Genomic DNA, 24,903 nt, shown 5'->3' with positions numbered 1-24,903 from the left:
CGGACGCGGTGACCAGCCGCGCCGTGATGGTCAACCCCGCCGGGGCAAGGACTCGCGCCGTCGCGACGGAGGCCACCCGCACGGCGGGCACCGGGACCGCGCGGACGACCAGCACCGTGGCAACCGCGGTGCGCCCCGCGGCGATCGACCCGCCGCCCCGGCCGACCGTGGCCCCAGTGACCCGCAGCTCCCCGAGGACGTGCACATGCGTGACCTCGACAAGGAGGCACGTGCCCGGCTGCGCGGACTGAGCAAGGAGAACGCCGAGCGGGTGGGCGCCCATCTGGTCATGGCCGGTCGCCTGCTCGACGCCGACCCGGAGCTCGCCTACGCCCACGCCCAGGCGGCGGTCCGCCGTGCCGGGCGCATCGACGTCGTGCGCGAGGCCGCGGGGATCGCCGCCTATCGCACCGGACGCTACGCCGAGGCGCTGCGCGAGCTGCGCACGGTGCGGCGCCTGAACGGCTCCTCGGAGCACCTGCCGTTGATGGCCGACGCGGAACGCGGGCTCGGCCGCCCGGAGCGCGCGATCGCCCTGGCCGGGTCCGAGGAGGCGCGCACGCTCGACGCCGAGGCGCGGACGGAGCTGGCCATCGTCGTCAGCGGCGCCCGCACCGACCTCGGCGAGCACGACGCCGCACTGGTCGTCCTGGACCGCATCCCCGCGTCGGAGCGGCGCGGTGACCTCGGCCTGCGCGTCCTGCAGGCACGGGCCGTCGCCCTGGAGGCCGCAGGACGGTCCGACGAGGCCGCGACGGTCCTGGCAGGCGTCGACCCGGCGGCGCTCGAGCGGGCCATCGGTGCCGCCGCGACGCCCGACGAGGACGTGGTCGTGTTCGACGCCTACGACGAGTCGGCCGACGAGGGGAACGAGGCGGAGGCCGACCGGTGAGCGCCGGTCTCGAGGCCTGCGACGTCCCGCTCGCCGAGGCCTACGACCTCGCTCTCGTCGACCTCGACGGGGTGGCCTACCAGGGTCACCTGCCGATCGACCACGCGGCCGCGAGCCTGGGCACGGCGCGTGACGCCGGCCTGCAGCTGCTCTTCGTGACCAACAACGCCTCCCGCGAACCCGAGGAGGTGTCCGGCCAGCTCACCGACCTGGACATCCCCACGTCACCGGACGAGGTCATGACGGCGGCGCAGGCCTGCGCCAGCCTCCTGTCCACGCGCCTCGAGCCGGGGGCCCGCGTGCTGGTCGTCGGCGGACGGGGACTGGTCACGGCGGTCCGCGAGGTGGGTTTCGAGGTCGTCGGCAGCGCCGACGACGCGCCGGACGCCGTGGCCCAGGGATTCGCGCCGGAGCTGGGGTGGGCCGACCTGGCCGAGGCGGCCTACGCGGTCGCTGCCGGAGCCTGGCACGTCGCGAGCAACCGTGACATGTCCCTGCCGACCGCCCGGGGCTTCGCGCCCGGCAACGGCGCGCTCGTCGCGGCCGTCGTCGCCGCGACCGGGATCGAGCCGGACAGCGCGGGCAAGCCCTCGCCGACGATGTACCGCCTGGCCGTCGACCGGGTCGGTGCCGAGCGTCCCCTGGTGATCGGGGACCGGCTGGACACCGACCTGGCCGGTGCCCGGGCCGCCGGCTACGCCGGACTGCACGTCCTGACCGGGGTCTCCTCGGCCCGGGACGCGGTGCTGGCCGAGCCGGGCCTGCGCCCGCACTTCGTGGGGGCGGACCTGCGGTCCCTCCTCGAGCCGCACGAGGCACCGTCCCGCGAGGGCGGCTGGTGGCGGTGCGGTGACCGGGCGGCCCGCGTTGTCGACGGCCGGCTCGAGCTCGACGACCAGGGCCCCGCCGGCATCGACGTCGTGCGGGCAGCCTGTGCCGCCGCGTGGAGCGCCGTCGACGATGGCGAGCAGGTCGCCGCGGACAGCGTGCCGGAACTGACCGTCTGAGGGCTCCTGTGCGTCGGGACGGCCGGACGGGCCCGACCAGGTAGCGTTGAGCAGGATCGATCGAGGGGAGTGCCATGTCGGACGACGCGACTGCCGTCGGCGACCAGCCGACCGACCGCACCACCTCGCTCGCCCCGCTGGACGGGCTCGACGACCTGCCGACGACCGAGCACCCGGCGCGTTTCGAGGCCGTGCACGAGCACCTGCGGGCGCGTCTGGACGACCCCGAGGGCTCGAGGACGGACGGAGCGGAGGCCTGATGCCCAGCCGTGCCGACAGCGAGCTCGTGCGGCGCGGACTGGCCCGGTCCCGTCGCCAGGCCACCGCGTTCGTCGCCGAGGGGCGGGTCCTGGTCGACGGGACCGTCGTCACCAAGGCGTCCGCACCCGTCGGCGACGACGACCGTCTGACCGTCACCCCCGACCCGGACGATCCCGGCTACGCCTCGCGTGCCGGCGGCAAGCTCGCCGGGGCGTTGGACGCCCTGTCGCGGGAGCCGGCGGGTCGTGCCCTGACGGACCGGCTCGTCGGCGCCCGCTGCCTGGACCTGGGCGCCTCCACCGGCGGGTTCACCGACGTGCTGCTGAGGCGTCGGGCGTCGCACGTCGTCGCGATGGACGTCGGGCACGACCAGCTCGTCGACGCGTTGCGCAGCGACCCTCGCGTCACCGTCGTGGAAGGGTTCAACGTCCGCGACCTCACGCCCGACGACCTGCCCGTGCCGCCCGACGTCGTCGTCGGTGACCTGTCGTTCATCTCCCTGCGGCTCGTGCTGGGTCCGGTGGCCGCGTCCGTCCCGCCGGGGGCCGACCTGCTGCTCCTGGTCAAGCCGCAGTTCGAGGTGGGGAGGGACCGGCTCGGCAGCGGGGGCGTCGTCCGCGACCCGTCGCTGCACGCCGCGGCGGTGACGGACGTCGTCACGTCAGCCGCCGGCCACGGGCTCGTGGCACGGGCCGTCGTGCCCAGCCCGGTGCCCGGGCCCAGCGGCAACCGGGAGTTCTTCGTCTGGTTGCGTCGTTCGGCCGAGCTCGCCACGGCCGACGACAGCGCCGTACGGCAGGCGGCGGACCGGTCCGCCGCCTGGGAGCCCGACGGCCAGCTGCCGCCGGTGATCGCCGTGGCCCGGCCCGGCACGGGAGGTGAGAGATGACGCGCCGCGTCCTGATCGTGACCCACGCGGGCCGTCCACGCGCCGTCGCCGCGATGTCCGAGGCGGTCGAGGAGCTCGAGGCGGCCGGCTTCGAGGTCACGCTGCACGACGACGACCTCGCCGAGACCTTCGGCGACCGGATCTCCTCCGTCCGGCTGCGCGAGGGCGTCGCCGAGTCCGAGGTCGTCATGGTGCTCGGCGGGGACGGCACCATCCTGCGCGCCGCGGAGCTGACGCACGGCACGGACGTGCCCCTGCTCGGGGTCAACCTGGGCCACGTCGGCTTCCTCGCCGAGTCCGAGCGCGAGAACCTGCACGACGCCGTGCGCCGGCTGGCGGCCCACGACTACGTCGTCGAGGAGCGGCGCGTGGTCGACGTCGTCGTGCACCGGCCGGACCAGGACGAGCCCGTCACGGGCTGGGCGCTGAACGAGGCCACGATCGAGAAGGGCGACCGCGAGCGCATGCTCGAGGTCGGGATCGCCGTCGACGGTCGTCCGCTGAGCTCTTTCGGGTGCGACGGCGTGCTGGTCTCGACCGCGACCGGCTCCACGGCGCACGCCTTCTCCGCCGGGGGACCGGTGATGTGGCCGGACGTCGACGCCGTCCTGCTGGTGCCCCTGTCCGCCCACGCGTTGTTCTCCCGGCCCCTGGTGATCAGCCCGCGCTCGGAGTACGTCGTGGAGGTCCTGGAGCGCAGTCCCGTCCCCGGCGTGCTGACGTGCGACGGCCGGCGCAGCATCGAGCTGCCCGCCGGCTCCCGCGTGCACGTCCGCAGCGGCGCGATCCCGCTCCGGTTCGCCCGCCTGATGCCGGCCCCGTTCACGGACCGGCTCGTGTCCAAGTTCAACCTGCCCGTCATCGGCTGGCGGCAGGCCGCCGACGGCTCGGCGCGGCGGTCCGTGCCCACCGACCAGGGCCAGAAGGAGGCGTGAGGGTGCTCGAGGAGATCGCGATCGAGGACCTCGGGGTCATTCGCTCGGCACGGGTCCCGCTGTCCGCGGGCCTGACCGTGATCACCGGTGAGACCGGTGCGGGCAAGACCATGGTGCTGACCGGGCTCGGGCTGCTCATGGGCGGCAAGGCCGACCCGGGCGGCATCCGGCCCGGTGCCGAGCGGGCCGTCGTGGAGGGCCGGATCGACCTGACCCGTCACCCCGAGGTCGTCGGACGGGTCGACGACGCCGGGGGCAGCGTGGACGACGACGGCTCGGTCGTGGTCGTGCGCACGGTCGCCGCGGGCCGGTCCCGCGCCCACCTCGGCGGACGCGGAGTGCCCCAGGGGGTCCTGGCCGAGGTCGCCGACGAGCTCGTGACGGTCCACGGGCAGTCCGACCAGCTGCGGCTGCGGACGCCGGCCAAGCAGCGCGAGGCTCTCGACCGGTTCGCCGGGTCCGAGCACGCGGAGGTGCTGTCCGCCTATCGCGCCGCATGGACCGAACGGGCCGGGCTGCGGGCCGAGATCGACGACCTGACGTCGCGCGCCGCCGAACGCGCCCGCGAGGCGGAGCTGCTGCGGCTCGGGCTGGCCGAGGTCGAGCGCATCGACCCGCAGCCCGGCGAGGACGCGGAGCTGACCGCCCTGACGTCGCGGCTCGGCAACGCCGAGGAGCTGCGGCAGGCCGCCCAGCGGGCGCACGACGCCGTCGTCGGCCTCGACATGGAGACCGAGGGGTCCGCCGTGCACGCGCTCGAGCAGGCCCGTCGCTCCCTGGAGGCCGTCGCGGAGGCGGACCCGGCGCTCGGCGAGCAGGCCGGGCGGCTCGCGGAGGCGACCTACCTCGTCAACGACGTGGCGACCGAGCTGTCCGGCTACGTGGCCGACCTGCAGGCCGACCCGGCCGCGCTGGAGACGGCGCACCAGCGACTCGCCGAGCTCGGCACGCTGACCCGCAGCTACGGCGACACCGTCGACGAGGTGCTGCGCTGGGCCTCCGACGCCGGGCTGAGGCTCCTCGACCTGGACGACGGGGACGACCGCGTCACCGCGATGCGCGACCGGGTCGTCGAGCTGGACGACCGCCTCGCCGAGCTCGCCACGCGGGTGACGGCGGGGCGTCGGGCCGCCTCCGACCGGCTCGCCGAGGCGGTCACCGCCGAGCTGTCGGGCCTCGCGATGTCCGGGGCGCGCCTCGAGGTCGAGGTGCGCGGGACCGAGCCCGGGCCCTCGGGTGCGGACCAGGTCGCCTTCCTGCTCGAACCGCACCCCGGGGCCCCCGCCCGCCCGTTGGGCAAGGGAGCCTCCGGCGGTGAGCTCTCGCGCGTCATGCTGGCGGTCGAGGTCGCCCTGGCCACGGCCGGCGACGAGCCCGTGCTGCCCACCTTCGTGTTCGACGAGGTCGACGCCGGGGTCGGGGGCCGCGCCGCCGTGGAGGTCGGCCGCCGCCTGGCGCAGCTGGCCCGTCGCACCCAGGTGGTCGTCGTCACGCACCTGGCGCAGGTGGCCGCGTTCGCGGACGCCCACCTGGTCGTGACGAAGGCCACCGGGGGCGACGACGTCACCGTCACCGGGGTCCAGCAGGTCGCCGAGGACGACCGGGTCCGAGAGCTGGCGCGGATGCTGTCCGGCCAGGAGGACTCCGCGACGGCACGTCAGCACGCCCTCGAACTTCTCGAGTCCTCGGCCGTGGGACGATAGGCGGCGATGAAAATGATCCTGCGCCGGGCCGACCGCAGCCCCGACACCAGCGACGACGCCGACGGCGGGGGCACGGCGCGCGTCGGCGCGCGGACCAAGGACCTCACCAAGCGGCTGCGTCCGGGCGACGTCGCCGTCATCGACCACGCCGACATCGACCGGGTCGCCGCCGAGGCGCTGGTGGCCGCCGGCCCGTGCGCGGTGCTGAACGCCGCGCCGTCGACGACCGGCCGCTACCCGAACGCGGGTCCCGACATCCTGCTGCAGGCGGGCATCATCCTGGTCGACGACCTCGGTCCGGAGATCATGACCGTGCACGACGGCGCGCGGGTGAACATCGAGGGCGGCGCCGTGCTCGTGGACGGTCAGCCCTTCGCGACGGGCACCCGGCAGACGCCCGAGACCGTGGAGCGGGACCTCGCCGCCGCGCGCGAGGGGCTCTCCGACGAGATCGAGCGGTTCGCCGAGAACACGCTGTCCTACCTGCGGCGTGAGCGCGACCTGCTGCTCGACGGCGTGGGCGTGCCGGACGTGCGCACCGAGATCGACGGCCGGCACGTGCTGATCGTCGTGCGCGGGTACCACTACCGCGAGGACCTCGCGATGCTGCGCTCGTACATCGCGGAGAACCGGCCCGTTCTGGTCGGTGTCGACGGCGGGGCGGACGCCATCCTGGACGCCGGGTACCGGCCGGACATGATCGTCGGGGACATGGACTCGGTCTCGGACCGTGCGCTGTCCTGCGGCGCCGAGATCGTCGTGCACGCCTACCGCGACGGCAACGCCCCGGGACTGGAGCGCGTGCGGGCGCTCGGGGTCGACCCCGTCGTGTTCCCGGCCACCGGCACCAGCGAGGACATCGCGATGCTGCTCGCCGACGACAAGGGCGCCAAGCTGATCGTCGCGGTCGGCACCCACGCCACCCTGGTGGAGTTCCTCGACAAGGGCCGCGCCGGCATGGCGAGCACCTTCCTGACCCGGCTGCGGGTGGGCGGCAAGCTGGTCGACGCCAAGGGTGTCTCCCGGCTGTACCGCACCAGGATCTCCAACCTGCAGCTGACGCTGCTGTCGCTCGCCGGCGTGGCGGCGGTCCTGGCCGCCCTGTGGTCGACGGCAGCCGGGCAGACCGCGTTCGGGCTCGTCGGAGCCCAGATCGACGACCTCGTGTCGTGGATCGGTAGCCTCTTCGGCGGCTGAGCCGCCCGCGATCCCCTCGACCTAGGAGCACCCCGACCCCGTGATCGACTTCCGTTACCACCTCGTCTCGCTGATCAGCGTCTTCCTGGCGCTCGCGGTCGGCATCATCCTGGGCGCCGGCCCCCTGCAGAACGCCATCGGGGACCAGCTCACGGACCAGGTGGAGGCGCTGCGCGTGGAGCGCACCGCACTGCGCGACAGCCTCACCGCGACCGAGGCGGAGCTCGCCGACCTGCAGGCGTACGCCCTGGGGGCCGGTGCCGAGCTGGTCGACGGCTCGCTCGAGGACGTCAACGTGGCCGTCGTGGACGTCGACGGCATCTCCGAGACCCTGGAGCTCGACGTCGTGAACCAGCTCGAGGCCGCCGGGGCCCGGGTGGTGGCCCAGTCCTCGATGACCGAGTCCTGGGACGCCGTCGACGACTCGGTGCTCCGCGACACGGTCGCGGACGGCCAGCGGGGCCGTCTCGAGGACATGGTGGCCGAGGACGCCACCACGTCCCAGGTGCTCGGCACGGTGCTGGGCGTGGCCCTGACCGAGGCCGACGAGCAGACGCCGGGAGAGCGCAGCGACCGCGCGGTCGAGCTCTACCAGCTGCTCACCCAGGTCGGCCTCGTCGACTCCCGGTTCGCGCCGTCGGCGCCCGCGGACGCGGTGCTGCTGCTCACCGCGGGTGCGGCCGAGGACGACGGTGCCCCCGGTTCGGAGTCGCCGGAGGTGGACGAGGACGTCGACGTGCCGAGCACCGTGGTGACGCTGCAGTCGGTGGCGGGCACGGTCGTCGTGGCCGGCCCGACCGCGGTCGATGGCGACCTGCTCACCGAGCTGCGGGCGACCGAGGAGGTCGTGGCGTCCACGAGCACGGTCAGCGGGATCGAGCAGGAGACCATGCGGATGAACGTCCCGCTGGCGATCGCCGCGCAGGCGGCCGACGAGGTCGGGCAGTACGGGTTCGAGGAGGACGCCGAGGCCGTGCCCCCGGTGGTCCGGGCCCCCGACGGGGAGGACGCCGCGCAGGAGTCCGGTGGCACGACCGGTGACGAGGCGTCCACCGGGGACACCGGGACGACCGGCGAGGACTCCTGATGCGGTCGCTCCGTCTGCTGGCGGCCGGGCTGTCCGCCGCCGCGGCGACCGCTGTCGCGCGTCAGGTGCTGGAGTCCGCACCACCCGGCGGGCGCGAGCGGTGGACGCGGACGAACCATCGCGACGAACCCGTCTCCATGCTGGAGGGCCCGGCGGCGGCCGCCGGGCTCGTCGTGGGAGCGGTCGCGGGGGGCGCCGACGCCAGGACGCGTGCGGCGCTGGTGACGGCGACGACGGGCGCCGCGGCGTTCGGCGTGGTGGACGACCTCGCCGAGGACACCACCACCCGCACCAAGGGGCTGCGGGGTCACCTGGGCGCGCTGTCGCGCGGCGAGGTCACGACCGGCGGCCTGAAGGTCCTGGGTATCGGGACGACGGCGCTCCTCGCCGCGGCGGTCGGAACACCCCGTCGGGGCGGTGCGGCCGGGCACCTGGCGGACGTCGTCGTCAACGGCGCGCTGATCGCCGGCACCGCGAACCTCGTGAACCTGCTCGACCTGCGACCGGGCAGGGCGCTGAAGGCCGCCGCGGCGCTGTCCGCGGGGGTGCTCGCCGCACCGGGCCGCGGGACCACGGGTGCGGTGCTGGGTGTCGCGGCGGCGTCCGCGCCCGCCGACCTGGCCGAGCGCGACATGCTCGGCGACGGTGGGGCGAACGCCCTGGGTGCCTTCGTGGGGGCGCAGTGGGCGGTCTCCGCGCCCCGCGCGGTCCGGGTCGGGGCGCTGGCCGCCGTGGTGGGGCTGACGCTCGCGTCGGAGCGGGTCAGCTTCTCCGCCGTCATCGATCGCACGCCGTGGCTGCGGCACCTCGACCGGCTCGGTCGGCGCCCCGCGGCACCCGCGGCGGTCGCGGGCCGGGCGCCCGACGCCGGGGGCGCGGCCGGGTGAGCGCGCCGGGCGCTCGGCGGATCGGCTCGGCGGTCGCCGGCGCGGCGGCACTGATCACCGTCGTCACGCTGGCGAGCCGGGTCGTCGGGTTCGGGCGCTGGCTGGCGCAGGCCCGGTTCGTGGGAACCGACGGGGTCGACGCCCCCCTCAACGCCGCGAACCTGCTGCCGAACGTCCTGTTCGAGATCGCGGCCGGCGGCGCCCTGACGGGTGCCGTCGTCCCGCTGCTGTCCGGGTTCCTCGTGCGCGGGGACCGGCAGAACGCCTCGCGGACCGCCTCGGCGCTGCTGGGCTGGACCGTCGTGGTCCTCCTCCCGGTCGCCGGTCTCATGGCGCTGCTCGCCGACCCCCTCGCCGAGCACGTCCTGCGGCTGCACGACCCGGTCAACGTGGCCGTCGCGGCGGACTTCCTGCGGGTCTTCGCCGTGCAGGTGCCGCTGTACGGCCTGGCCGTCGTCCTCGGCGGCATCCTGCAGGCCCACAACCGCTTCTTCTGGCCGGCGTTCGCGCCGCTGGTCTCCAGCCTCGTCGTCATCGGGGTCTACGCCCGCTTCGGGCAGCTGGCCGAGGGCAACCAGCAGGACGTCGCCGAGCTCACGTCCCAGGCACTCGGCTGGCTCGCCTGGGGCATGACGGCGGGGGTGGCGTTCCTCGCGCTGCCGCTGGTCGTGCCCGTCGCGCGGACGGGGCTGCGGCTGCGCCCCACCCTGCGCTTCCCGGACGGCGAGGGCCGGCGGGCCGCACGGCTGGCCTCGGCGGGCATCGGCGCGCTGGTCGCGCAGCAGCTCGCGCTGCTGGCCACGATGGCGTCCGCCAACGAGGCCGGGGGTGACGGGACATGGACGATCTTCCTGTACGCCCAGAACGTCTACTTCCTGCCGTACGCGGTCCTGGCCTTCCCGATCGCGACGAGCGCCTTCCCGCGGTTCTCCGAGCTGGCCTCCCAGGGACGCGGCGACGACCTCGCGCGGCTGGTGTCGTCGACCACGCGGGTCCTCGTGGTCGTCTCGGCGGCCGGTGCCGCCGCCCTCGTCGCCGCGGCGCCGCTGGTCGAGAACGTCTTCGGCGTGGTGGCGGACGGGGACGCCGAGGGGCTCGCCGCCGCGCTGGCCTGGATGGCACCCGGCCTGCTCGGCTACGCCCTGATCCTGCAGCTGTCGCGCCTGCTGTACGCGGTCGGCGCCCCCCGGGCCGCGGTCCTGGCGACCGCGTCCGGCTGGGTCGTCGTCGCCGTCGGCGTGGGGCTCGCGGTCCCGGTCTTCGCCGGGGGAGCGGACGTCGAGCAGGCTGTGCTGGCCTGGTTGGGCGGGGCCACCACGGTCGGCATGACCGTCGCCGGTGCGGCCCTGCTGCTGGCGGTGCGGCGCCGGGTGGGGGCACCCGCCCTGCGCGGCGTGGTGCGCACCGGTGGTGTCGCGGTGCTCGCCGGCGCGCTCGGCGCGGTCGCCGGGCGCTGGGCGGTGCCGGTCGTGGATCGTGCCACGGACGACCTCGAGGCCGCCTGGATCGCCGCCGACGTCGGGTGGGGGCTTCTCGCGGGGCTGCTCGCGGCGCTGGTGGTCCTGCTCGCGGCGGCGGTGGCCGACCGGGACGTGCGGTCGCGGGCCCTCGGCACGGGGCGACGGCTGCTGCGACGCCGGTGACCCGCTGTGCCGCACGGCACGCTCTCGACCCCCGTGTCCCGCACGCCGAGCGGGCGGGGTTCGGTTAGCATGGAGTTCCGTGGCTGACACCGTGAACCGAACCTCCCGTTCCTCGAGCCGCGCCGGTGCCACGCACCCGACGCGCCACATCTTCGTGACGGGCGGCGTCGCCTCGTCTCTCGGCAAGGGGCTGACGGCCTCCTCCCTCGGACGCCTGCTGCGGTCCCGCGGGCTGCGGGTCACGATGCAGAAGCTCGATCCGTACCTCAACGTGGACCCGGGCACCATGAACCCGTTCCAGCACGGCGAGGTGTTCGTCACCGAGGACGGCGCCGAGACCGACCTGGACATCGGGCACTACGAGCGCTTCCTCGACGTCGAGCTCCCGGCCTCGTCCAACGTGACCACCGGCCAGGTCTACTCCCGCGTCATCGCCAAGGAGCGCCGCGGGGAGTACCTCGGCGACACGGTGCAGGTCATCCCGCACATCACCGACGAGATCAAGCTGCGGATGCGGGACCAGGCCGGCCCCGACGTCGACGTGATCATCACCGAGATCGGCGGCACGGTCGGAGACATCGAGTCGCTGCCGTTCCTCGAGGCGGCCCGCCAGGTGCGCCACGAGCTCGGCCGCGACGACTGCTTCTTCCTGCACGTGTCCCTCGTGCCCTACATCGGGCCCTCCGGCGAACTGAAGACGAAGCCGACCCAGCACTCCGTCGCCGCGCTGCGCTCGATCGGCATCCAGCCGGACGCCATCGTGCTGCGGTCCGACCGGACCGTGCCGACCCCCATCAAGCACAAGATCGCGATGATGTGCGACGTGGAGAACGAGGCGGTCGTCAACGCGGCGGACGCGCCGAGCATCTACGACATCCCGCGCGTCGTGCACTCCGAGGGGCTGGACGCCTACGTGGTGCGCCGGCTCGACCTGCCGTTCCACGACGTCGAGTGGGGCGGCTGGAACCGTGTCCTGGAGCGGGTGCACGCCCCCGAGCACAACGTCGAGATCGCGTTGGTCGGCAAGTACATCGACCTGCCCGACGCCTACCTGTCGGTCACCGAGGCGCTGCGCGCCGGCGGTTTCGACAACGACACGCGGGTCGCGATCCGCTGGGTCGCGGCGGACGACTGCGCCACGCCCGCGGGGGCCCAGGAGGCCCTGGCCGGTGTGGACGCCGTCCTCGTGCCCGGCGGCTTCGGGGTGCGCGGCATCGACGGCAAGGTCGGGGCGCTGCGCTGGGCGCGTGAGAACCTCGTGCCCACCCTGGGCATCTGCCTCGGGCTGCAGTCCATGGTCATCGAGTACGCACGCAACGTGCTGGGGCTGACGGAGGCGTCCTCGACGGAGTTCGACCCGGACTCCTCCGACCCCGTCATCGCCACCATGGCCGAGCAGCTCGCCATCGTCGGCGGCGACGGTGACCTGGGTGGCACGATGCGTCTCGGTGCCTACCCGGCGGCCCTGGCCGAGGGGTCCGTGGCGGCCAAGACCTACGGCACCACGGAGGTCTCCGAGCGGCACCGGCACCGGTACGAGGTGAACAACCTGTACCGCGACCGGCTGGAGGAGGCCGGGCTGCGGATCAGCGGCACCTCGCCCGACGGTGACCTCGTGGAGTTCGTCGAGCTCCCCGCCGACGTGCACCCGTACTACATCAGCACGCAGGCGCACCCGGAGTTCAAGTCCCGGCCGACGGGCTCGCACCCGCTGTTCTCCGGCCTCGTCGCCGCGGCCCTGGAGCGCCAGGGCGCGACCGCGTGAGCGGCCGGACGTCGGAGGTCGTCGCGGGCCGGGACGAGGTCGCCCCGCGGCCCGTCGTCGGCCGGACCACGGTGCATGCCGGCACGGTCTTCGACCTGGTGCGCGACGACATCGACCTCGGCGACGCCGGCGTCGTGACGCGCGAGTACCTGGACCACCCGGGAGCCGTCGCGATCGTCGTCCTGGATCCGCAGGACCGGGTCCTGCTGCTGCGCCAGTACCGGCACCCGGTGCGCACCGTCATGTGGGAGGTGCCGGCCGGGTTGCTCGACGTCGACGGCGAACCCGCCGTCGAGGCGGCGGCGCGCGAGCTCGCCGAGGAGGCCGACGTCGTCGCGGACCGCTGGGACGTGCTGGCCGACTACGCGACGACGCCTGGTTTCAGCAACGAGTCCGTGCGGATCTTCCTCGCGCGGGACGTGCACGAGGTGCCGGAGGCCGAACGCCACGAACGGCACGGCGAGGAGGCCGAGATCGTCACGGCCTGGGTGCCGCTGGACGAGGCGGTCGCCCACGTCCTCGCCGGTGAGCTGCACAACCCGTCCGCCGTGACGGGCATCCTGGCCGCGGCGGCGAGCCGTGCCGGCGGCTGGGCCTCGCTGCGACCTGTGGAGGCGGAGTGGCCCTACCGCCGGGGAGTGCTGCCCGACTGACCGCGGGCGTGGTGGGTCAGGCGCGGGTGCGCAGCCGCAGGACGGCGTTCGCCGTCGCCCACACGAGCAGACCCGCGCCCAGCATGTGCAGCGCGACGAGGATCTCGGGCAGCCCGGTGAAGTACTGGACGTAGCCGACCGCGCCCTGGGCCAGGGTCACGGCGAGCAGGAGCCACGCGCCGGCCCGCGCGCGGCGCACGAGCGGGTCCTCGGCAGCGTCGGGGGTCCGGTGCAGCAGGACCAGCAGCACCGTGAGCACCCCGACGAACAACCACACCGAGGCCGAGTGGGCGCGTGTCATGCGCAGCGGGTCGACGGCCAGGCGGTAGCCGACCTCCGCGTCCCCGGAGTGCGGTCCGGCGGCGGTGACGGCGACGCCGAGCAGCACGACGGGTACCACGAGCAGCGCCAGGGCACGCCCGGTGAGGGTGACGGTGCGGGGCCCGACCGGGGTCGGGGCCCCGTCGCCCTCGCGGTGCCGGTGCAACAGGTACGCGGCGAGCCACACCAGCGCCGCCGAGACGACGAAGTGCAGCGACACCCACGCCGGGTGGAGGTCGAGCAGGACGACGACGCCGCCGATGACGGCCTGGGCGAGGACGCCGGCCAGCGGGACGACGCCGAGCCACCGGTAGGCACGCGACCGGCGGCGGTCGGTGAGGACCAGGAGCAGCACGAGCACCGCGATCGCCGCCAGGACGAACGTCAGGAGCCGGTTGCCGAACTCGATGTAGGGGTGGATCCCGACCTCGGCGTGGAAGACGGGGGTGAAGCTCCCGGGCTCGCACTGCGGCCACGTGGAGCATCCCAGCCCGGACCCGGTGAGCCGCACGGCGCCCCCGGTGACGATGATGCCGATCTGGGCGATCACGTTGGCGATCAGCACGCCCCGGGTCCAGCCGCGGAACCGGGCGAACCGGTCACGGCGTGCGGGGGTACGGGAGGCCTCGGCGGGTGCGGACGTGCTCACAGCACCACGGTAGCCGTTGCGGCGGGCCGTTCTCGCCCGTCGTCGGGGTCATGGGTGTGATGTCGGTCAGTGCCAGCGGAACAGCCGTCCGGCGCCGGCACCGAAGGCCGCCGTCCAGGCCACGAGCACCACGACGCTCAGCGCGGGCACGCCGTCGCCCAGCAGGGCGCCGCGCAGTCCTTCGCCGAGGGCCCCCGAGGGCAGGAACGCCGCGACGTGGGCCAGCGGCCCGGGCAGCTCCGCCGGGGGCACGATGAGCCCGCCGCCGACGACGAGCAGCACCAGCACGAGATTGGCCACCGCGAGGACACCTTCCGCGCGCAGGGTCCCCGCCAGGAGCAGGGCGAGGGCGGTGAAGGCCGCGGTGCCGAGCAGCAGCAGACCTGCGGCGGGCAGCAGCCCCGTCGGCTCGGGCCGCCACCCGAGGGCGAGGGCGACGGTGCCGATCACGACGACCTGGACCGCCTCGACGGCGAGCACCCCGAGGACCTTCCCGGCGAGCAGCCCGCCGCGTCCCAGGGGCGTGGTGGCCAGGAGGCGCAGCACACCGTTGCGCCGGTCGAAGGCGGTGGCGATGGACTGCGAGGTGAAGGCCGTGGTGACACAGGCCAGGGCGAGGACGCCCGGGGTGACGAAGTCGACGCGGGTCGCGCCGGCGGTGTCCAGCTCGACGACGGAGGTCCGCACCAGGCCCACGAGCAGGAGCACGGGCACCACGATGGTCACGAGCAGCTGTTCGCCGTTGCGCAGGATCGCCCGGGTCTCGAATCCGGCCTGGGCCGCGACGCGCCGGGCGGGAGAAGCCGCGCCGGCGTGCACGGCGGGGGTGGTCGAGGGGCTCATCGCAGGTGCCGTCCCGTCAGGTCGAGGAAGACGTCTTCGAGGGTGCGCCGTCCGACGGTGACCCGGCGTGCCAGCACGTCCTGCTCGGCGAGCCACGCGGTGAGCGTCGCGAGCGCGGCCGGTCCGGCGTCGCCGGTGACGGTGTACACCCCGGGGGACGGTTCGGCGGCCGTCCAGGCGTCGCCGTCGTCCTCGGCGAGGCGGGTCGCGAGCGCGGCCACGTCGAGGCCGGGCCGCGCCTCCAGACGGATCGTGGGCGAGGACCCGGGACCGGCCGCCACGAGCTCGGGCACGCTCCCGGAGGCGATGACGCGTCCGTGGTCGACGACGTGGACGAGGTCCGCCAGGTCCTCGGCCTCGGCCATCAGGTGCGTGGTCAGCACCACGGCGACCCCCTCGTCGCGCAGCTCGCGGACGAGGTCCCACACGGCGTGCCGGGACTGCGGGTCCAGCCCGGCGCTCGGCTCGTCGAGGAACACGACCTCGGGGCGCCCGACCACGGCGGCCGCCAGCGCGAGCCGCTGGCGCTGGCCCCCGGAGAGGCGGCGGACGGTGGTCCGGGCGAAGGCGTCCAGACCGAGCCGCGCGGAGAGCTCGTGCAGGTCACGGGGCGCCGCGTACATGGCCGCCACGTGGCGGAGCATCTCCGCGGCACGCACGCCGGTCGGCAGGCCGCCGTCCTGGAGCATCACCCCGACGCGGGGCCGCAGGCGGGCGGCGTCGGCGACGGGGTCCAGGCCGAGGACCCGGACGGTGCCTCCGTCGGGGGAGCGCAGGCCCTCGCAGCACTCGACGGTGGTGGTCTTGCCGGCGCCGTTCGGGCCGAGCACCGCGGTGACCGCTCCGGCGGTAGCCTGCAGATCGAGCCCGTCGACGACGTCGCGGCCGCCGTAGGTCTTGCGCAGGCCGCGCACGACGACGGCGGCGCCGGGTGGCGCATCGGTGGTGGGCACCCGAGGATTCTACGAGGCGACGGAACCCAGGGAGCGACGATGTCCTTCTACACCTTCACCCCGCCGGCCGACCTGGCGCAGATCGCGCGACGGATCTGGTACTGGCCGGTCGTCCGCGGCGTCCTGGCCGTGGTCTTCGGCCTGCTGGCCATGGTGCTCCCGCGCGACGTCCCGGACCTGCTCGTGCAGGTCTTCGGCGCGTTCGTGCTCGTGGACGGCCTGGTCTCGCTCGTGGACGGCCTGCGTCGCCGCGGGACCCCGGCGGGTTCGGGCAACCTCGGCATCGGCGTGGTGGCCGTGGCGTTCGGCGCCGCGCTGCTGTTCCTGCCCGGGGTGTTCCTGACGATCGCCGTCGTGCTGGTCGGGATCTGGGCGATGATCTTCGGCCTGCTCCAGATCGTGGGGGCGTTCGCGGTGCGTGGCAGGGGAGGAGCCTCGTGGCTGCTCAGCCTGCTCTCCGGAATCCTCTTCGTCGCGCTGGCGGTCGTCTGCTTCGCCAACCCTGGCACGGCGATCACCGCGATGGCCGTCGTGGTGGGCGTCTTCGCCGTCGTGATCGGTGCGGCGCTCATCGCCCTGGGGGTCAAGCTCCGCTCGATCGGCCGGCAGCCCGGTCCGGCCGGGTCCGGTCACGAGGTCATCGAGGGCGAGATCGTCGAGGAGTGATCGACGGCGGTCGCGCTCGTCCAGGTGAACCGCCGGTGAAACCTCTGTGACGTCGGTCCCGACGCCCGCACGAACGTGCCGGTCGCGGGGTTCGGTGAGGCATGCCTTGCTTGACATTCGTAATTTCGCAACAAGGATGTTCTCTATATCGACGTCAGGTCCGGGCCGAACGATGCCCCGGACGACCCCCGGGAGGTGAGCACGTTGACGACGACCCCGACACCGGTCGGCACCGTGCCGCACGCCGGAGCGGACACCGACGGCACGCGCCGCCGGGTCCTCGCACTGGTCGCCAGCGACGGACCGGTCACCGCCGGTGACCTGGCCCGCACCCTGTGCCTCACCTCGGCCGCCGTGCGCCGTCACCTCGCCTGCCTCGAGCAGGACGGCACCATCGCGGTGCACGACGCCGGGCCCGCGGGCGGTCAGGCCCGCCGGGGCCGTCCCGCACGGCGCTACGTGGTGAGCACCGCGGGACAGGCCGAGCTCGGGGGCGAGGACGTCGAGCTCGCGACGCAGGTGATGCGTTACCTGCGCCGCACGGCCGGGGACCAGGCGGTGGCGGAGTTCGCCGCCGAACGCAACGACGCCGTCGTGCGTCGCTACGCCCCGCGCCTGACCGGCACCGACCCGCACGAGCGGGCCGCCCAGCTCGCGGACCTGCTCGCCGCCGACGGCTACGCCGCCTCGGTGCGGCCGGTCGCCGGCCCCCGGGTCCCCACGGTCCAGCTGTGCCAGGGCCACTGCCCGGTCCAGCACGCGGCCGAGGACTTCCCCGAGCTGTGCGAGGCGGAGGCCGACGCCTTCGCCCGGCTGCTCGGGACCCACGTCCAACGTCTGGCCACGCTCGCGGGCGGCGCGCACGCCTGCGTGACCAACGTCCCGCTTGCTCCCACCACCCCCGCCGGCCGCTCCCGCGGTACGCAGGAAGGAACACGATGAGCGCCCCCACCCAGGACGCCGCCCAGGCGGCACCGGAGCAGCGCACCGACGAGGAGATCATCAACTCCATCGGTGCCTACGAGTACGGCTGGCACGACGACGACGCGGCCGGCCAGACGGCCGAGCGCGGCCTGAACGAGGCCGTCGTGCGCAACATCTCGGACCTGAAGGACGAGCCCGAGTGGATGCGCAAGCGTCGGCTCAAGGCGCTGCGCCTGTTCGAGAAGAAGCCGATGCCGAACTGGGGCGCCGACCTCACGGGCATCGACTTCGACCGCATCAAGTACTTCGTCCGCTCCACCGAGAAGCAGGCCACCAGCTGGGAGGACCTGCCCGAGGACATCAAGGCGACGTACGACAAGCTGGGGATCCCCGAGGCCGAGAAGCAGCGCCTCGTGGCCGGCGTCGCGGCGCAGTACGAGTCCGAGGTCGTCTACCACCAGATCCGCGAGGACCTGGAGGCCCAGGGCGTCATCTTCGTCGACACCGACACCGGCCTGCGCGAGCACCCGGAGCTGTTCGAGGAGTACTTCGGCACGGTCATCCCGGCCGGCGACAACAAGTTCTCCGCGCTCAACTCGGCCGTCTGGTCGGGCGGCTCGTTCATCTACGTGCCGCCGGGCGTGCACGTCGACATCCCGCTGCAGGCCTACTTCCGGATCAACACCGAGAACATGGGCCAGTTCGAGCGGACGCTGATCATCGCCGACGAGGGCTCCTACGTGCACTACGTCGAGGGCTGCACGGCGCCGATCTACTCCACCGACTCGCTGCACTCCGCGGTCGTGGAGATCGTCGTCAAGAAGAACGCCCGCGTGCGCTACACGACCATCCAGAACTGGTCGAACAACGTCTACAACCTGGTGACCAAGCGCGCCACGGCCGAGGCCGGCGCCACCATGGAGTGGGTCGACGGCAACATCGGCTCCAAGGTCACCATGAAGTACCCGGCGATCTACCTGCTGGGCGAGCGCGCCCGCGGCGAGACGCTGTCCATCGCCTTCGCCGGCGAGGGCCAGCACCAGGACGCCGGTGCCAAGATGGTGCACGCCGCCCCGCACACCTCGAGCTCGATCGTCTCGAAGTCCGTGGCCCGTGGCGGCGGCCGCACCTCCTACCGCGGTCTGGTGCAGGTGCTCGAGGGTGCCGAGGCGTCGGCGTCGAACGTCCTGTGCGACGCGCTGCTCGTCGACCAGATCTCCCGGTCCGACACCTACCCGTACGTCGACGTCCGCGAGGACGACGTGTCCATGGGGCACGAGGCGACGGTGTCCAAGGTGAGCGAGGACCAGCTGTTCTACCTCATGTCCCGAGGCATGGAGGAGACCGAGGCCATGGCCATGATCGTGCGCGGGTTCGTCGAGCCCATCGCGCGGGAGCTGCCCATGGAGTATGCCCTCGAGCTCAACCGCCTCATCGAGCTGCAGATGGAAGGGTCCGTCGGCTGAAATGACTCTCACTACCGATCACTCCCGCGCGACCGCCGACGGCGCCCACTCCCACGGTGTGGTGCCCGCCGGTTCGCGCGCCGAGCGCAAGACGTCCTTCGACCTCGCGGACATCCCGGTGCCCACCGGCCGCGAGGAGGAGTGGCGCTTCTCGCCGGTGGCGCGGCTCCAGCCGCTGTTCTCCGACGAGCTGACCGGTGACGGCGTCGCCGTGACCGTCGAGGCGGCCCCCGAGGTCACCGTCGAGACGGTCGGACGCGACGACGAGCGCCTCGGCCGCACCGGCAAGCCCGGCGACCGTGCCGCCGTCACCGCGTGGAACGCCGTGCGCGAGGCCACCGTGGTGACCGTCCCGGCCGACACCGTGGCCTCCGGCCCGACCTCCGTGCGGATCGACGGCACCTCGAAGGACGCCACCGCGTCGCACCTGCTGGTGCACGCCGAGCGGCACTCCGAGGCCGTCGTGGTCATCGACCACCGCGGGGACGCGCTGCTGAACCAGACCGTCGAGGTCCTCGTCGAGGACGGCGCCCAGCTGACCGTCGTGTCCGTCCAGGACTGGGAAGACGGTGCCGTGCACGCCTCCTCGCACCGCGCGAGCATCGGCCGCGACGCCAAGCTCAAGCACGTCGTGGTGACCTTCGGCGGCGACGTCGTGCGCGTCACGCCGGACGCGACCTTCACCGCCGAGGGCGGCGAGGTCGAGATGGTCGGGCTGTACTTCGCCGACGCCGACCAGCACCAGGAGCACCGCCTCTTCGTCGACCACGCCGTGCCGCGGTGCCGCTCGCGCGTCACCTACAAGGGCGCGCTCCAGGGTGCCTCCGCGCACACCGTGTGGGTGGGCGACGTGCTCATCCGCGCCGAGGCCGAGGCGACGGACACCTACGAGCTGAACCGCAACCTCGTGCTGACCGACGGCGCGCGGGCGGACTCGGTGCCGAACCTCGAGATCGAGACCGGTGAGATCGACGGGGCGGGCCACGCCTCGGCGACCGGCCGGTTCGACGACGAGCAGCTCTTCTACCTCATGGCGCGCGGCATCCCCGAGATCGACGCCCGCCGTCTCGTCGTGCGCGGCTTCTTCGCCGAGCTGATCGACGAGATCGGCGTCGAGTCGGTCGAGGAGCGGCTGCTCGCCTCCATCGAGGCCGAGCTGGAGAAGTCGATGAGCGTCATCACCGGCGCTCCGGCGCGGTGAGCACGTCGTGACCGCACAGATCGCCTGCGCCACCGCCGATCTCGGCCCGGAGGAGAGCCTGCTCGTCGAGCTCACCGCCGCCGACGGCGCCTCCGTGCCGGTCGCGGTCGTCCGCGACGAGGACGGTGACTTCCACGCCATCAGCGACATCTGCTCGCACGGTGCGGTGTCGTTGTCCGACGGCGAGGTCGAGGGCTGCCGCGTGGAGTGCTGGTTGCACGGTTCGCAGTTCGACCTGCGCACCGGCAAGCCGCTCCAGCTGCCCGCGACCCGGCCCGTACCCGTCTACCCGGTGACGGTGGACGGCGACAAGGTGCTCGTCGACATCGACGCACCGCTCGCCGCCGCGTCCTGACCAGCCTTTTCGAGAACAAGACCTGGAGAACCATCTGATGTCCACCCTGGAGATCCGCGACCTGCACGTCAGCGTCGACACCAAGGAAGGCGCCAAGCCGATCCTGCGCGGTGTCGACCTGACCATCAAGTCCGGCGAGACGCACGCCATCATGGGCCCCAACGGCTCCGGCAAGTCCACCCTCGCCTCGGCGCTGGCCGGGCACCCCAAGTACGAGGTGACCTCCGGCACCGTCACGCTCGACGGCGAGGACGTCCTGGCCATGAGCGTCGACGAGCGCGCCCGCGCCGGCCTGTTCCTCGCGATGCAGTACCCGGTCGAGGTGCCGGGTGTGTCGGTCGCGAACTTCCTGCGGACGGCCAAGACCGCCATCGACGGCGACGCCCCGTCCCTGCGCCACTGGGCCAAGGAGGTCCGCGGCGCCATGGAGAACCTGCGCATCGACTCCTCCTTCGCGGAGCGCTCGGTGAACGAGGGCTTCTCCGGCGGTGAGAAGAAGCGGCACGAGATCCTGCAGATGGAGCTCTTCAAGCCGCACTTCGCGATCCTGGACGAGACCGACTCCGGTCTCGACGTCGACGCCCTGCGCGTCGTCTCCGAGGGCGTCAACCGCGCCAAGGAGTCCACCGACGTCGGCGTGCTGCTCATCACGCACTACACGCGCATCCTGCGCTACATCAAGCCGGACTTCGTGCACGTGTTCGTCGACGGCCGCATCGCGGAGGAGGGCGGCCCCGAGCTGGCCGAGCGCCTCGAGGAAGAGGGTTACGACCGCTTCCTGCCCGCGGGCACGACGGCCTCGGCCTGACGGAGGATCGCATGACCGCCACCGACGCCGTGCGTCCGGACGACGCGATGGGCTCGCGCGAGCTCGCCGCCGTGCGGGCCGACTTCCCGTTGCTCGGACGCACGGTGCGGGGCGGGCAGCCGCTGGTCTACCTGGACTCGGCGGCGACGTCGCAGAAGCCGAACGTCGTGCTCGAGGCCGAGGTCGACTTCTACGAGCAGCGCAACGCGGCCGTGCACCGCGGCGCGCACCAGCTGGCCGAGGAGGCCACCGAGGCCTTCGAGGGCGCCCGGTCCGCCGTCGCGTCCTTCGTGGGCGCCGACGACGACGAGATCGTGTGGACCTCGGGCGCGACGGCGGCCATCAACCTCGTGACCTATGCGCTGTCCAACGCGACGGCCGGACGCGGGGGAGAGGCGGCCGCGCGGTTCCGTCTCGGCCCGGGCGACGAGATCGTGGTCACCGAGGCCGAGCACCACGCCAACCTCGTGCCGTGGCAGGAGCTGTGCGCGCGCACCGGGGCGACCCTGCGCTGGTTCGGCGTGACCGACGACGGCCGGCTCGACCTGTCGGACGTCGACGCCGTCATCACCGACCGCACCAAGGTCGTGGCCTTCGGGCACGTCTCCAACGTGACCGGCGCCGTGGCCCCGGTGGCCGAGATCGTCGAGGCCGCCCGCCGGGTCGGTGCGCTGACCGTCCTGGACGCGTGCCAGTCCGTGCCGCACCTGCCGGTCGACCTGCACGCCCTGGGCGTCGACTTCGCGGCGTTCAGCGCCCACAAGATGCTCGGCCCCACGGGTGTCGGTGCGCTGTACGGGCGGCGGGAGCTGCTCGAGGCGATGCCGCCGGTGACGACGGGCGGGTCGATGGTCGAGGTCGTGACCATGACCGAGACGACGTACATGCCGCCGCCGCAGCGGTTCGAGGCGGGCACGCAGATGGTCGCCCAGGCCGTCGGCATGGGGGTGGCCGCGCAGTGGCTCGGCGACCTCGGCATGGACCGCGTGGCCGCGCACGAACGGCGCCTCGCCGCGGAGCTGCTGCGGATCACCGAGATCCCCGGCGTCCGCGTGATCGGTCCGACCGACACCACGGACCGGGTCGCGGTGGTGTCGTTCGTCGTCGACGGCGTGCACTCCCACGACGTCAACCAGGTCCTGGACGACCAGGGCATCGCGATCCGGGTCGGGCACCACTGCGCCCAGCCGCTGCACCGCCGGTTCGGGCTGGCCGCCACGGCGCGTGCCTCGGCCTCGGTGTACACAGGAGTCGAGGACGCCGCCGCCCTGCGGGAAGCCCTGGCAGGGGTCCGGACGTTCTTCGGGGTGGAGTGAGGAGACCCGCATGAGCTCGCTGCAGGACCTGTACCAGCAGGTCATCCTGGACCACGCCAAGCACCCGCACGGCCACGGCCTGGTCGAGGTGGCCGACGGCCACCTGGGCGGGGAGTCCCACCAGGTCAACACGACCTGCGGGGACGAGGTCACGCTGCGCGTCGACGTGCGGACCGCCGACACCCCCGACGCCCGACCGACGGTCGAGCGCGTCTCCTGGGAGGGTCAGGGCTGCTCGATCTCGCAGGCGTCGACGTCGGTGATGACCGAGCTGGTCACCGGCCAGGACCTGGCGACGGTGGAACGCCTCGACGCCGCCTTCCGCGACCTCATGGGCTCGCGGGGCAAGGGCCTGGACGACGAGGACGTGCTGGACGCGCTCGGTGACGGCACCGCCTTCACCGGGGTCTCCCAGTACCCCGCCCGCATCAAGTGCGCGCTGCTCGGCTGGGCAGCGTTGAAGGACTCGCTGGCGCGCAGCGGCGCGCTGGCCGACCGACCCGGAGGATCGGATGACTGACAACCCGACCGAGACCGCTCCCGAGCAGACGCCGGCGGCGCCGGGCGCCACCACGGCGGCCGACGTCGAGGAGGCGATGCGCGACGTCATCGACCCCGAGCTCGGCATCAACGTCGTCGACCTCGGTCTCGTCTACGGCGTCGAGGTGGACCAGAACAACCACGCCACCATCGACATGACGCTCACCTCGGCGGCCTGCCCGCTGACGGACGTCATCGAGGACCAGTCCGCCCAGGCGCTCGAGGGCATCGTGACCGGGCACCGGATCAACTGGGTCTGGATGCCGCCGTGGGGTCCGGAGAAGATCACCGACGACGGCCGCGAGCAGCTGCGGATGCTCGGCTTCAACGTCTGAGCCGTTCCCGACCACGCGGGCCGCGGGCACCTCCTACCGGTGTCCGCGGCCCGCGTCGTCGTCGCGCGACCGTGGTCAGTAGGCGTCCGGGGTCTCCACCGACTCCCAGTGCCACGGTTCCGGCAGGCGCCCGGTCGGCCCGGCCCAGTCCGGGTGGGTCCAGCCGTACTCCTCGGCGTGCTCCGTCAACCAGGCGAACCGTGCCCCGTCGAACCCCTCCGGCCCGACGCTGAGGTCGACGGCGGTCCCCAGGCCGTGGTTCGAGCAGCCGGGCGGTGCGGCCAACGGGTTCGGGTTCGCAGGTGTGTAGACCGCGGTCTGGTCCTCCATGCTGCGGTAGGCGGAGTTCACGGTGAGGTGCTCGCCGAACGCCGCGAGGTAGGCCTCGTCGAGCGCCACCAGCCCGTCCAGGAGGTCCGCCCGGATCGAGTGCTCCGGCGCCCACGGGATCGGGGCGAGCCGGTCGGCGGCGATCCGTCCGCCCTCGGGGAACCAGACCTGGTCGGGGAACGGGCACACGACGGCGTCCTGGGCCGACATGAGGTCGGCGGTCGCCTCCCCGACGGCGTCGTGACGGGCCATGAGCGCGGGGGCGACCTGCTCGAGGTCGGAGAGCGGCATCGCCGCGAGGCGGTCCGGGTCGGCCAGGGTGACCGTGTCGTCGGCGGCGCCGAGGGCGTCGCGGACCGCCGCCCGGCTGGCCTCCCCGGCGTCCTGGCCCGACGCGGCGAGCTCGTCGGCCGCGTCCAGCACGGTCTCGGCGCGGCGCCGGGCCGGCGCCAGCTCCTCGCGGGCGGCGGTCGCCTGGTCGGTCGCGTACTCGCGTCGGGACTCCCGCACGACGGCGACGGCCTGCTCGAGGTCGGTGACCGCTGCCGGGGCGTCTCCCGGCAGCCGCTGCAGCACCGGGGTGGCCTCGAGCACGGACTCGCCCTGGCCGAGCGCCTTGCCGAGCCGCTCCCGGACGGCGTCGTCGGTCACCTTGTCCGCGGACGTGTCCAGCTCGCGCTGCGCCGTGGCGACCTGAGCGCTCAGCTCGTCGGCCTCGTCGTCCACGACCCCGACGAGGAGGACGCCGCCGGCGGTGAGGAGAGCGAGGACGGTGAGCGGCGCGACGACGGACGCGACACGGCGGCCGCGCCGCGCCGAGGCGCTGCCCGACGGCTGGGCGGAGCGATGAGTGACGGCGGCCAGGACGGCCGCACCGAGGCAGGCCCCGATCGCGTTCCAGGCGAGGTCCACGACGCCGAAGGGCGTGCCGAGCACGAGACGGGCGAGCAGGAACCGGTCGAGCAGCGCGTCGGCGACGGGGGTGAGGTGCAGGGTCTCGACCGCCGCGCACGCCGCGAACGCGACCGAGGCGGCGACGGCCAGGGGAGTGCGGGGGAACGCCAGCGCGAGGAGACCGACCACGGTCACGGCGGCGAGGGCGTCGGCGAGCGGGTCCCCGACCGGCGGGGGGAGCAGCGCCCGTCCGGCCGGCCCGACGGTGATCGCGGCGGCGGCGAGCAGTGCGGACGCGGCACGGGGGACCCGCGGTGCCGGAGCGTCCACCGTCGTCCGGGGAAGGGCGTCGGTCCAGGTCACGGGCGCGACTCTACCGCCCT

At 73.9% G+C, this 24,903-nt stretch carries 25 protein-coding genes; 21 read left to right on the top strand and 4 right to left on the bottom strand.

Annotated elements, in window-relative coordinates; genetic code table 11:
- The first annotated feature begins 205 nt into the window (after positions 1 to 205).
- The 12 genes from HLI28_RS02400 (at position 206) to HLI28_RS02345 (ending at position 12,919) form a co-directional block, all read left to right on the top strand.
- Positions 206 to 892 carry a tetratricopeptide repeat protein gene (locus HLI28_RS02400; RefSeq protein ID WP_246246263.1) on the top strand — a complete coding sequence of 229 codons (687 nt, stop codon included), beginning with the start codon at positions 206 to 208 and terminating at the stop codon, positions 890 to 892.
- Entirely contained in the window at positions 889 to 1,899 is a 1,011-nt protein-coding gene (locus HLI28_RS02395) for an HAD-IIA family hydrolase (protein WP_171245880.1), read from the top strand. Before HLI28_RS02400 ends, HLI28_RS02395 begins: the two co-directional genes overlap by 4 nt.
- A gap of 74 nt (positions 1,900 to 1,973) precedes the next feature.
- Positions 1,974 to 2,159: a hypothetical protein gene (locus tag HLI28_RS02390; protein WP_171245879.1), complete on the top strand. Its 186-nt coding sequence runs from the start codon at positions 1,974 to 1,976 to the stop codon at positions 2,157 to 2,159.
- A complete protein-coding gene (locus HLI28_RS02385) occupies positions 2,159 to 3,049 on the top strand; it encodes a TlyA family RNA methyltransferase (RefSeq protein ID WP_171245878.1) in 891 nt (296 codons plus the stop codon). The genes HLI28_RS02390 and HLI28_RS02385 overlap by 1 nt, the downstream gene beginning before the upstream one ends.
- Complete coding sequence (locus HLI28_RS02380; protein ID WP_171245877.1) at positions 3,046 to 3,984, top strand: NAD kinase; 939 nt, start codon at positions 3,046 to 3,048, stop codon at positions 3,982 to 3,984. The genes HLI28_RS02385 and HLI28_RS02380 overlap by 4 nt, the downstream gene beginning before the upstream one ends.
- 2 nt (positions 3,985 to 3,986) lie before the next feature.
- Positions 3,987 to 5,687, top strand: coding sequence for a DNA repair protein RecN (recN, locus tag HLI28_RS02375; protein WP_171245968.1), 1,701 nt, complete (start codon positions 3,987 to 3,989; stop codon positions 5,685 to 5,687).
- Positions 5,688 to 5,693: 6 nt separating this feature from the next.
- Positions 5,694 to 6,884 (top strand): putative cytokinetic ring protein SteA, encoded by a 1,191-nt coding sequence (gene steA, locus HLI28_RS02370; RefSeq protein WP_171245876.1) that lies wholly within the window; start codon positions 5,694 to 5,696, stop codon positions 6,882 to 6,884.
- A 40-nt stretch (positions 6,885 to 6,924) separates the two neighbouring features.
- The gene (locus HLI28_RS02365) at positions 6,925 to 7,971 is read left to right on the top strand and encodes a copper transporter (RefSeq protein ID WP_171245875.1); all 1,047 of its coding nucleotides are present in this window, start codon (positions 6,925 to 6,927) and stop codon (positions 7,969 to 7,971) included.
- A complete protein-coding gene (locus HLI28_RS02360) occupies positions 7,971 to 8,858 on the top strand; it encodes a hypothetical protein (protein ID WP_171245874.1) in 888 nt (295 codons plus the stop codon). The genes HLI28_RS02365 and HLI28_RS02360 overlap by 1 nt, the downstream gene beginning before the upstream one ends.
- Positions 8,855 to 10,501, top strand: coding sequence for a lipid II flippase MurJ (gene murJ, locus HLI28_RS02355; RefSeq protein ID WP_171245873.1), 1,647 nt, complete (start codon positions 8,855 to 8,857; stop codon positions 10,499 to 10,501). The genes HLI28_RS02360 and murJ overlap by 4 nt, the downstream gene beginning before the upstream one ends.
- 79 nt (positions 10,502 to 10,580) lie before the next feature.
- Positions 10,581 to 12,266 carry a CTP synthase gene (pyrG, locus tag HLI28_RS02350; RefSeq protein WP_171245872.1) on the top strand — a complete coding sequence of 562 codons (1,686 nt, stop codon included), beginning with the start codon at positions 10,581 to 10,583 and terminating at the stop codon, positions 12,264 to 12,266.
- A complete protein-coding gene (locus HLI28_RS02345) occupies positions 12,263 to 12,919 on the top strand; it encodes an NUDIX domain-containing protein (protein WP_171245871.1) in 657 nt (218 codons plus the stop codon). Before pyrG ends, HLI28_RS02345 begins: the two co-directional genes overlap by 4 nt.
- A 16-nt stretch (positions 12,920 to 12,935) precedes the next feature.
- On the opposite strand, the gene HLI28_RS02340 is transcribed toward HLI28_RS02345, so the two are convergent.
- The 3 genes from HLI28_RS02340 to HLI28_RS02330 all read right to left on the bottom strand — a co-directional run bounded on the left by HLI28_RS02340 (position 12,936) and on the right by HLI28_RS02330 (position 15,685).
- Complete coding sequence (locus HLI28_RS02340) at positions 12,936 to 13,889, bottom strand: COX15/CtaA family protein (RefSeq protein ID WP_171245870.1); 954 nt, start codon at positions 13,887 to 13,889, stop codon at positions 12,936 to 12,938.
- A 66-nt stretch (positions 13,890 to 13,955) separates the two neighbouring features.
- Positions 13,956 to 14,732, bottom strand: coding sequence for an ABC transporter permease (locus HLI28_RS02335; RefSeq protein ID WP_171245869.1), 777 nt, complete (start codon positions 14,730 to 14,732; stop codon positions 13,956 to 13,958).
- On the bottom strand, positions 14,729 to 15,685 hold the full coding sequence (locus HLI28_RS02330) for an ATP-binding cassette domain-containing protein (RefSeq protein ID WP_171245868.1): 957 nt from the start codon (positions 15,683 to 15,685) through the stop codon (positions 14,729 to 14,731). Before HLI28_RS02330 ends, HLI28_RS02335 begins: the two co-directional genes overlap by 4 nt.
- 39 nt (positions 15,686 to 15,724) lie before the next feature.
- On the opposite strand from HLI28_RS02330, the gene HLI28_RS02325 reads away from it, so the two are divergent.
- From HLI28_RS02325 to HLI28_RS02285, 9 genes are all read left to right on the top strand, one after another.
- Positions 15,725 to 16,351, top strand: coding sequence for an HdeD family acid-resistance protein (locus tag HLI28_RS02325; RefSeq protein WP_171245867.1), 627 nt, complete (start codon positions 15,725 to 15,727; stop codon positions 16,349 to 16,351).
- Between the two features lie 195 nt (positions 16,352 to 16,546).
- Positions 16,547 to 17,293, top strand: a complete 747-nt coding sequence (locus tag HLI28_RS02320) for a helix-turn-helix domain-containing protein (protein ID WP_171245866.1) — start codon at positions 16,547 to 16,549, stop codon at positions 17,291 to 17,293.
- Positions 17,290 to 18,741, top strand: coding sequence for a Fe-S cluster assembly protein SufB (sufB, locus tag HLI28_RS02315; RefSeq protein WP_171245865.1), 1,452 nt, complete (start codon positions 17,290 to 17,292; stop codon positions 18,739 to 18,741). The genes HLI28_RS02320 and sufB overlap by 4 nt, the downstream gene beginning before the upstream one ends.
- 1 nt (position 18,742) lies before the next feature.
- On the top strand, positions 18,743 to 19,942 hold the full coding sequence (sufD, locus tag HLI28_RS02310) for a Fe-S cluster assembly protein SufD (protein WP_171245864.1): 1,200 nt from the start codon (positions 18,743 to 18,745) through the stop codon (positions 19,940 to 19,942).
- A gap of 7 nt (positions 19,943 to 19,949) precedes the next feature.
- Positions 19,950 to 20,297: a non-heme iron oxygenase ferredoxin subunit gene (locus HLI28_RS02305; RefSeq protein ID WP_171245863.1), complete on the top strand. Its 348-nt coding sequence runs from the start codon at positions 19,950 to 19,952 to the stop codon at positions 20,295 to 20,297.
- A gap of 37 nt (positions 20,298 to 20,334) precedes the next feature.
- A complete protein-coding gene (sufC, locus tag HLI28_RS02300) occupies positions 20,335 to 21,105 on the top strand; it encodes a Fe-S cluster assembly ATPase SufC (RefSeq protein WP_171245862.1) in 771 nt (256 codons plus the stop codon).
- A gap of 11 nt (positions 21,106 to 21,116) precedes the next feature.
- On the top strand, positions 21,117 to 22,421 hold the full coding sequence (locus HLI28_RS02295; RefSeq protein ID WP_171245861.1) for a cysteine desulfurase: 1,305 nt from the start codon (positions 21,117 to 21,119) through the stop codon (positions 22,419 to 22,421).
- 10 nt (positions 22,422 to 22,431) lie between these two features.
- The gene (gene sufU / locus HLI28_RS02290; protein WP_171245860.1) at positions 22,432 to 22,941 is read left to right on the top strand and encodes a Fe-S cluster assembly sulfur transfer protein SufU; all 510 of its coding nucleotides are present in this window, start codon (positions 22,432 to 22,434) and stop codon (positions 22,939 to 22,941) included.
- Entirely contained in the window at positions 22,934 to 23,296 is a 363-nt protein-coding gene (locus tag HLI28_RS02285) for a metal-sulfur cluster assembly factor (RefSeq protein WP_171245859.1), read from the top strand. The genes sufU and HLI28_RS02285 overlap by 8 nt, the downstream gene beginning before the upstream one ends.
- A 75-nt stretch (positions 23,297 to 23,371) precedes the next feature.
- Here HLI28_RS02285 and HLI28_RS02280 read toward each other — a convergent pair whose 3' ends face one another.
- On the bottom strand, positions 23,372 to 24,883 hold the full coding sequence (locus tag HLI28_RS02280) for a DUF2809 domain-containing protein (protein ID WP_171245858.1): 1,512 nt from the start codon (positions 24,881 to 24,883) through the stop codon (positions 23,372 to 23,374).
- Positions 24,884 to 24,903 lie beyond the last annotated feature (20 nt).

The organism is Isoptericola sediminis, from assembly GCF_013085345.1.
Lineage (GTDB): Bacteria > Actinomycetota > Actinomycetes > Actinomycetales > Cellulomonadaceae > Isoptericola > Isoptericola sediminis.
Note: the sequence above shows the minus strand (reverse complement) of the source record. Positions and strands in the feature narration are given on the sequence as shown.

Excerpts from the sequence above, each read along its gene's own strand:
- HLI28_RS02400 (WP_246246263.1), top strand. The coding sequence starts at position 206 with ATGCGTGACCTCGACAAGGAGGCACGTGCCCGGCTGCGCGGACTGAGC.
- HLI28_RS02390 (WP_171245879.1), top strand. The coding sequence starts at position 1,974 with ATGTCGGACGACGCGACTGCCGTCGGCGACCAGCCGACCGACCGCACC.
- HLI28_RS02385 (WP_171245878.1), top strand. The coding sequence starts at position 2,159 with ATGCCCAGCCGTGCCGACAGCGAGCTCGTGCGGCGCGGACTGGCCCGG.
- HLI28_RS02380 (WP_171245877.1), top strand. The coding sequence starts at position 3,046 with ATGACGCGCCGCGTCCTGATCGTGACCCACGCGGGCCGTCCACGCGCC.
- steA (WP_171245876.1), top strand. The coding sequence starts at position 5,694 with ATGAAAATGATCCTGCGCCGGGCCGACCGCAGCCCCGACACCAGCGAC.
- HLI28_RS02360 (WP_171245874.1), top strand. The coding sequence starts at position 7,971 with ATGCGGTCGCTCCGTCTGCTGGCGGCCGGGCTGTCCGCCGCCGCGGCG.
- HLI28_RS02335 (WP_171245869.1), bottom strand. The coding sequence starts at position 14,732 with ATGAGCCCCTCGACCACCCCCGCCGTGCACGCCGGCGCGGCTTCTCCC.
- HLI28_RS02325 (WP_171245867.1), top strand. The coding sequence starts at position 15,725 with ATGTCCTTCTACACCTTCACCCCGCCGGCCGACCTGGCGCAGATCGCG.
- sufB (WP_171245865.1), top strand. The coding sequence starts at position 17,290 with ATGAGCGCCCCCACCCAGGACGCCGCCCAGGCGGCACCGGAGCAGCGC.
- sufD (WP_171245864.1), top strand. The coding sequence starts at position 18,743 with ATGACTCTCACTACCGATCACTCCCGCGCGACCGCCGACGGCGCCCAC.
- sufC (WP_171245862.1), top strand. The coding sequence starts at position 20,335 with ATGTCCACCCTGGAGATCCGCGACCTGCACGTCAGCGTCGACACCAAG.
- HLI28_RS02295 (WP_171245861.1), top strand. The coding sequence starts at position 21,117 with ATGACCGCCACCGACGCCGTGCGTCCGGACGACGCGATGGGCTCGCGC.
- sufU (WP_171245860.1), top strand. The coding sequence starts at position 22,432 with ATGAGCTCGCTGCAGGACCTGTACCAGCAGGTCATCCTGGACCACGCC.
- HLI28_RS02285 (WP_171245859.1), top strand. The coding sequence starts at position 22,934 with ATGACTGACAACCCGACCGAGACCGCTCCCGAGCAGACGCCGGCGGCG.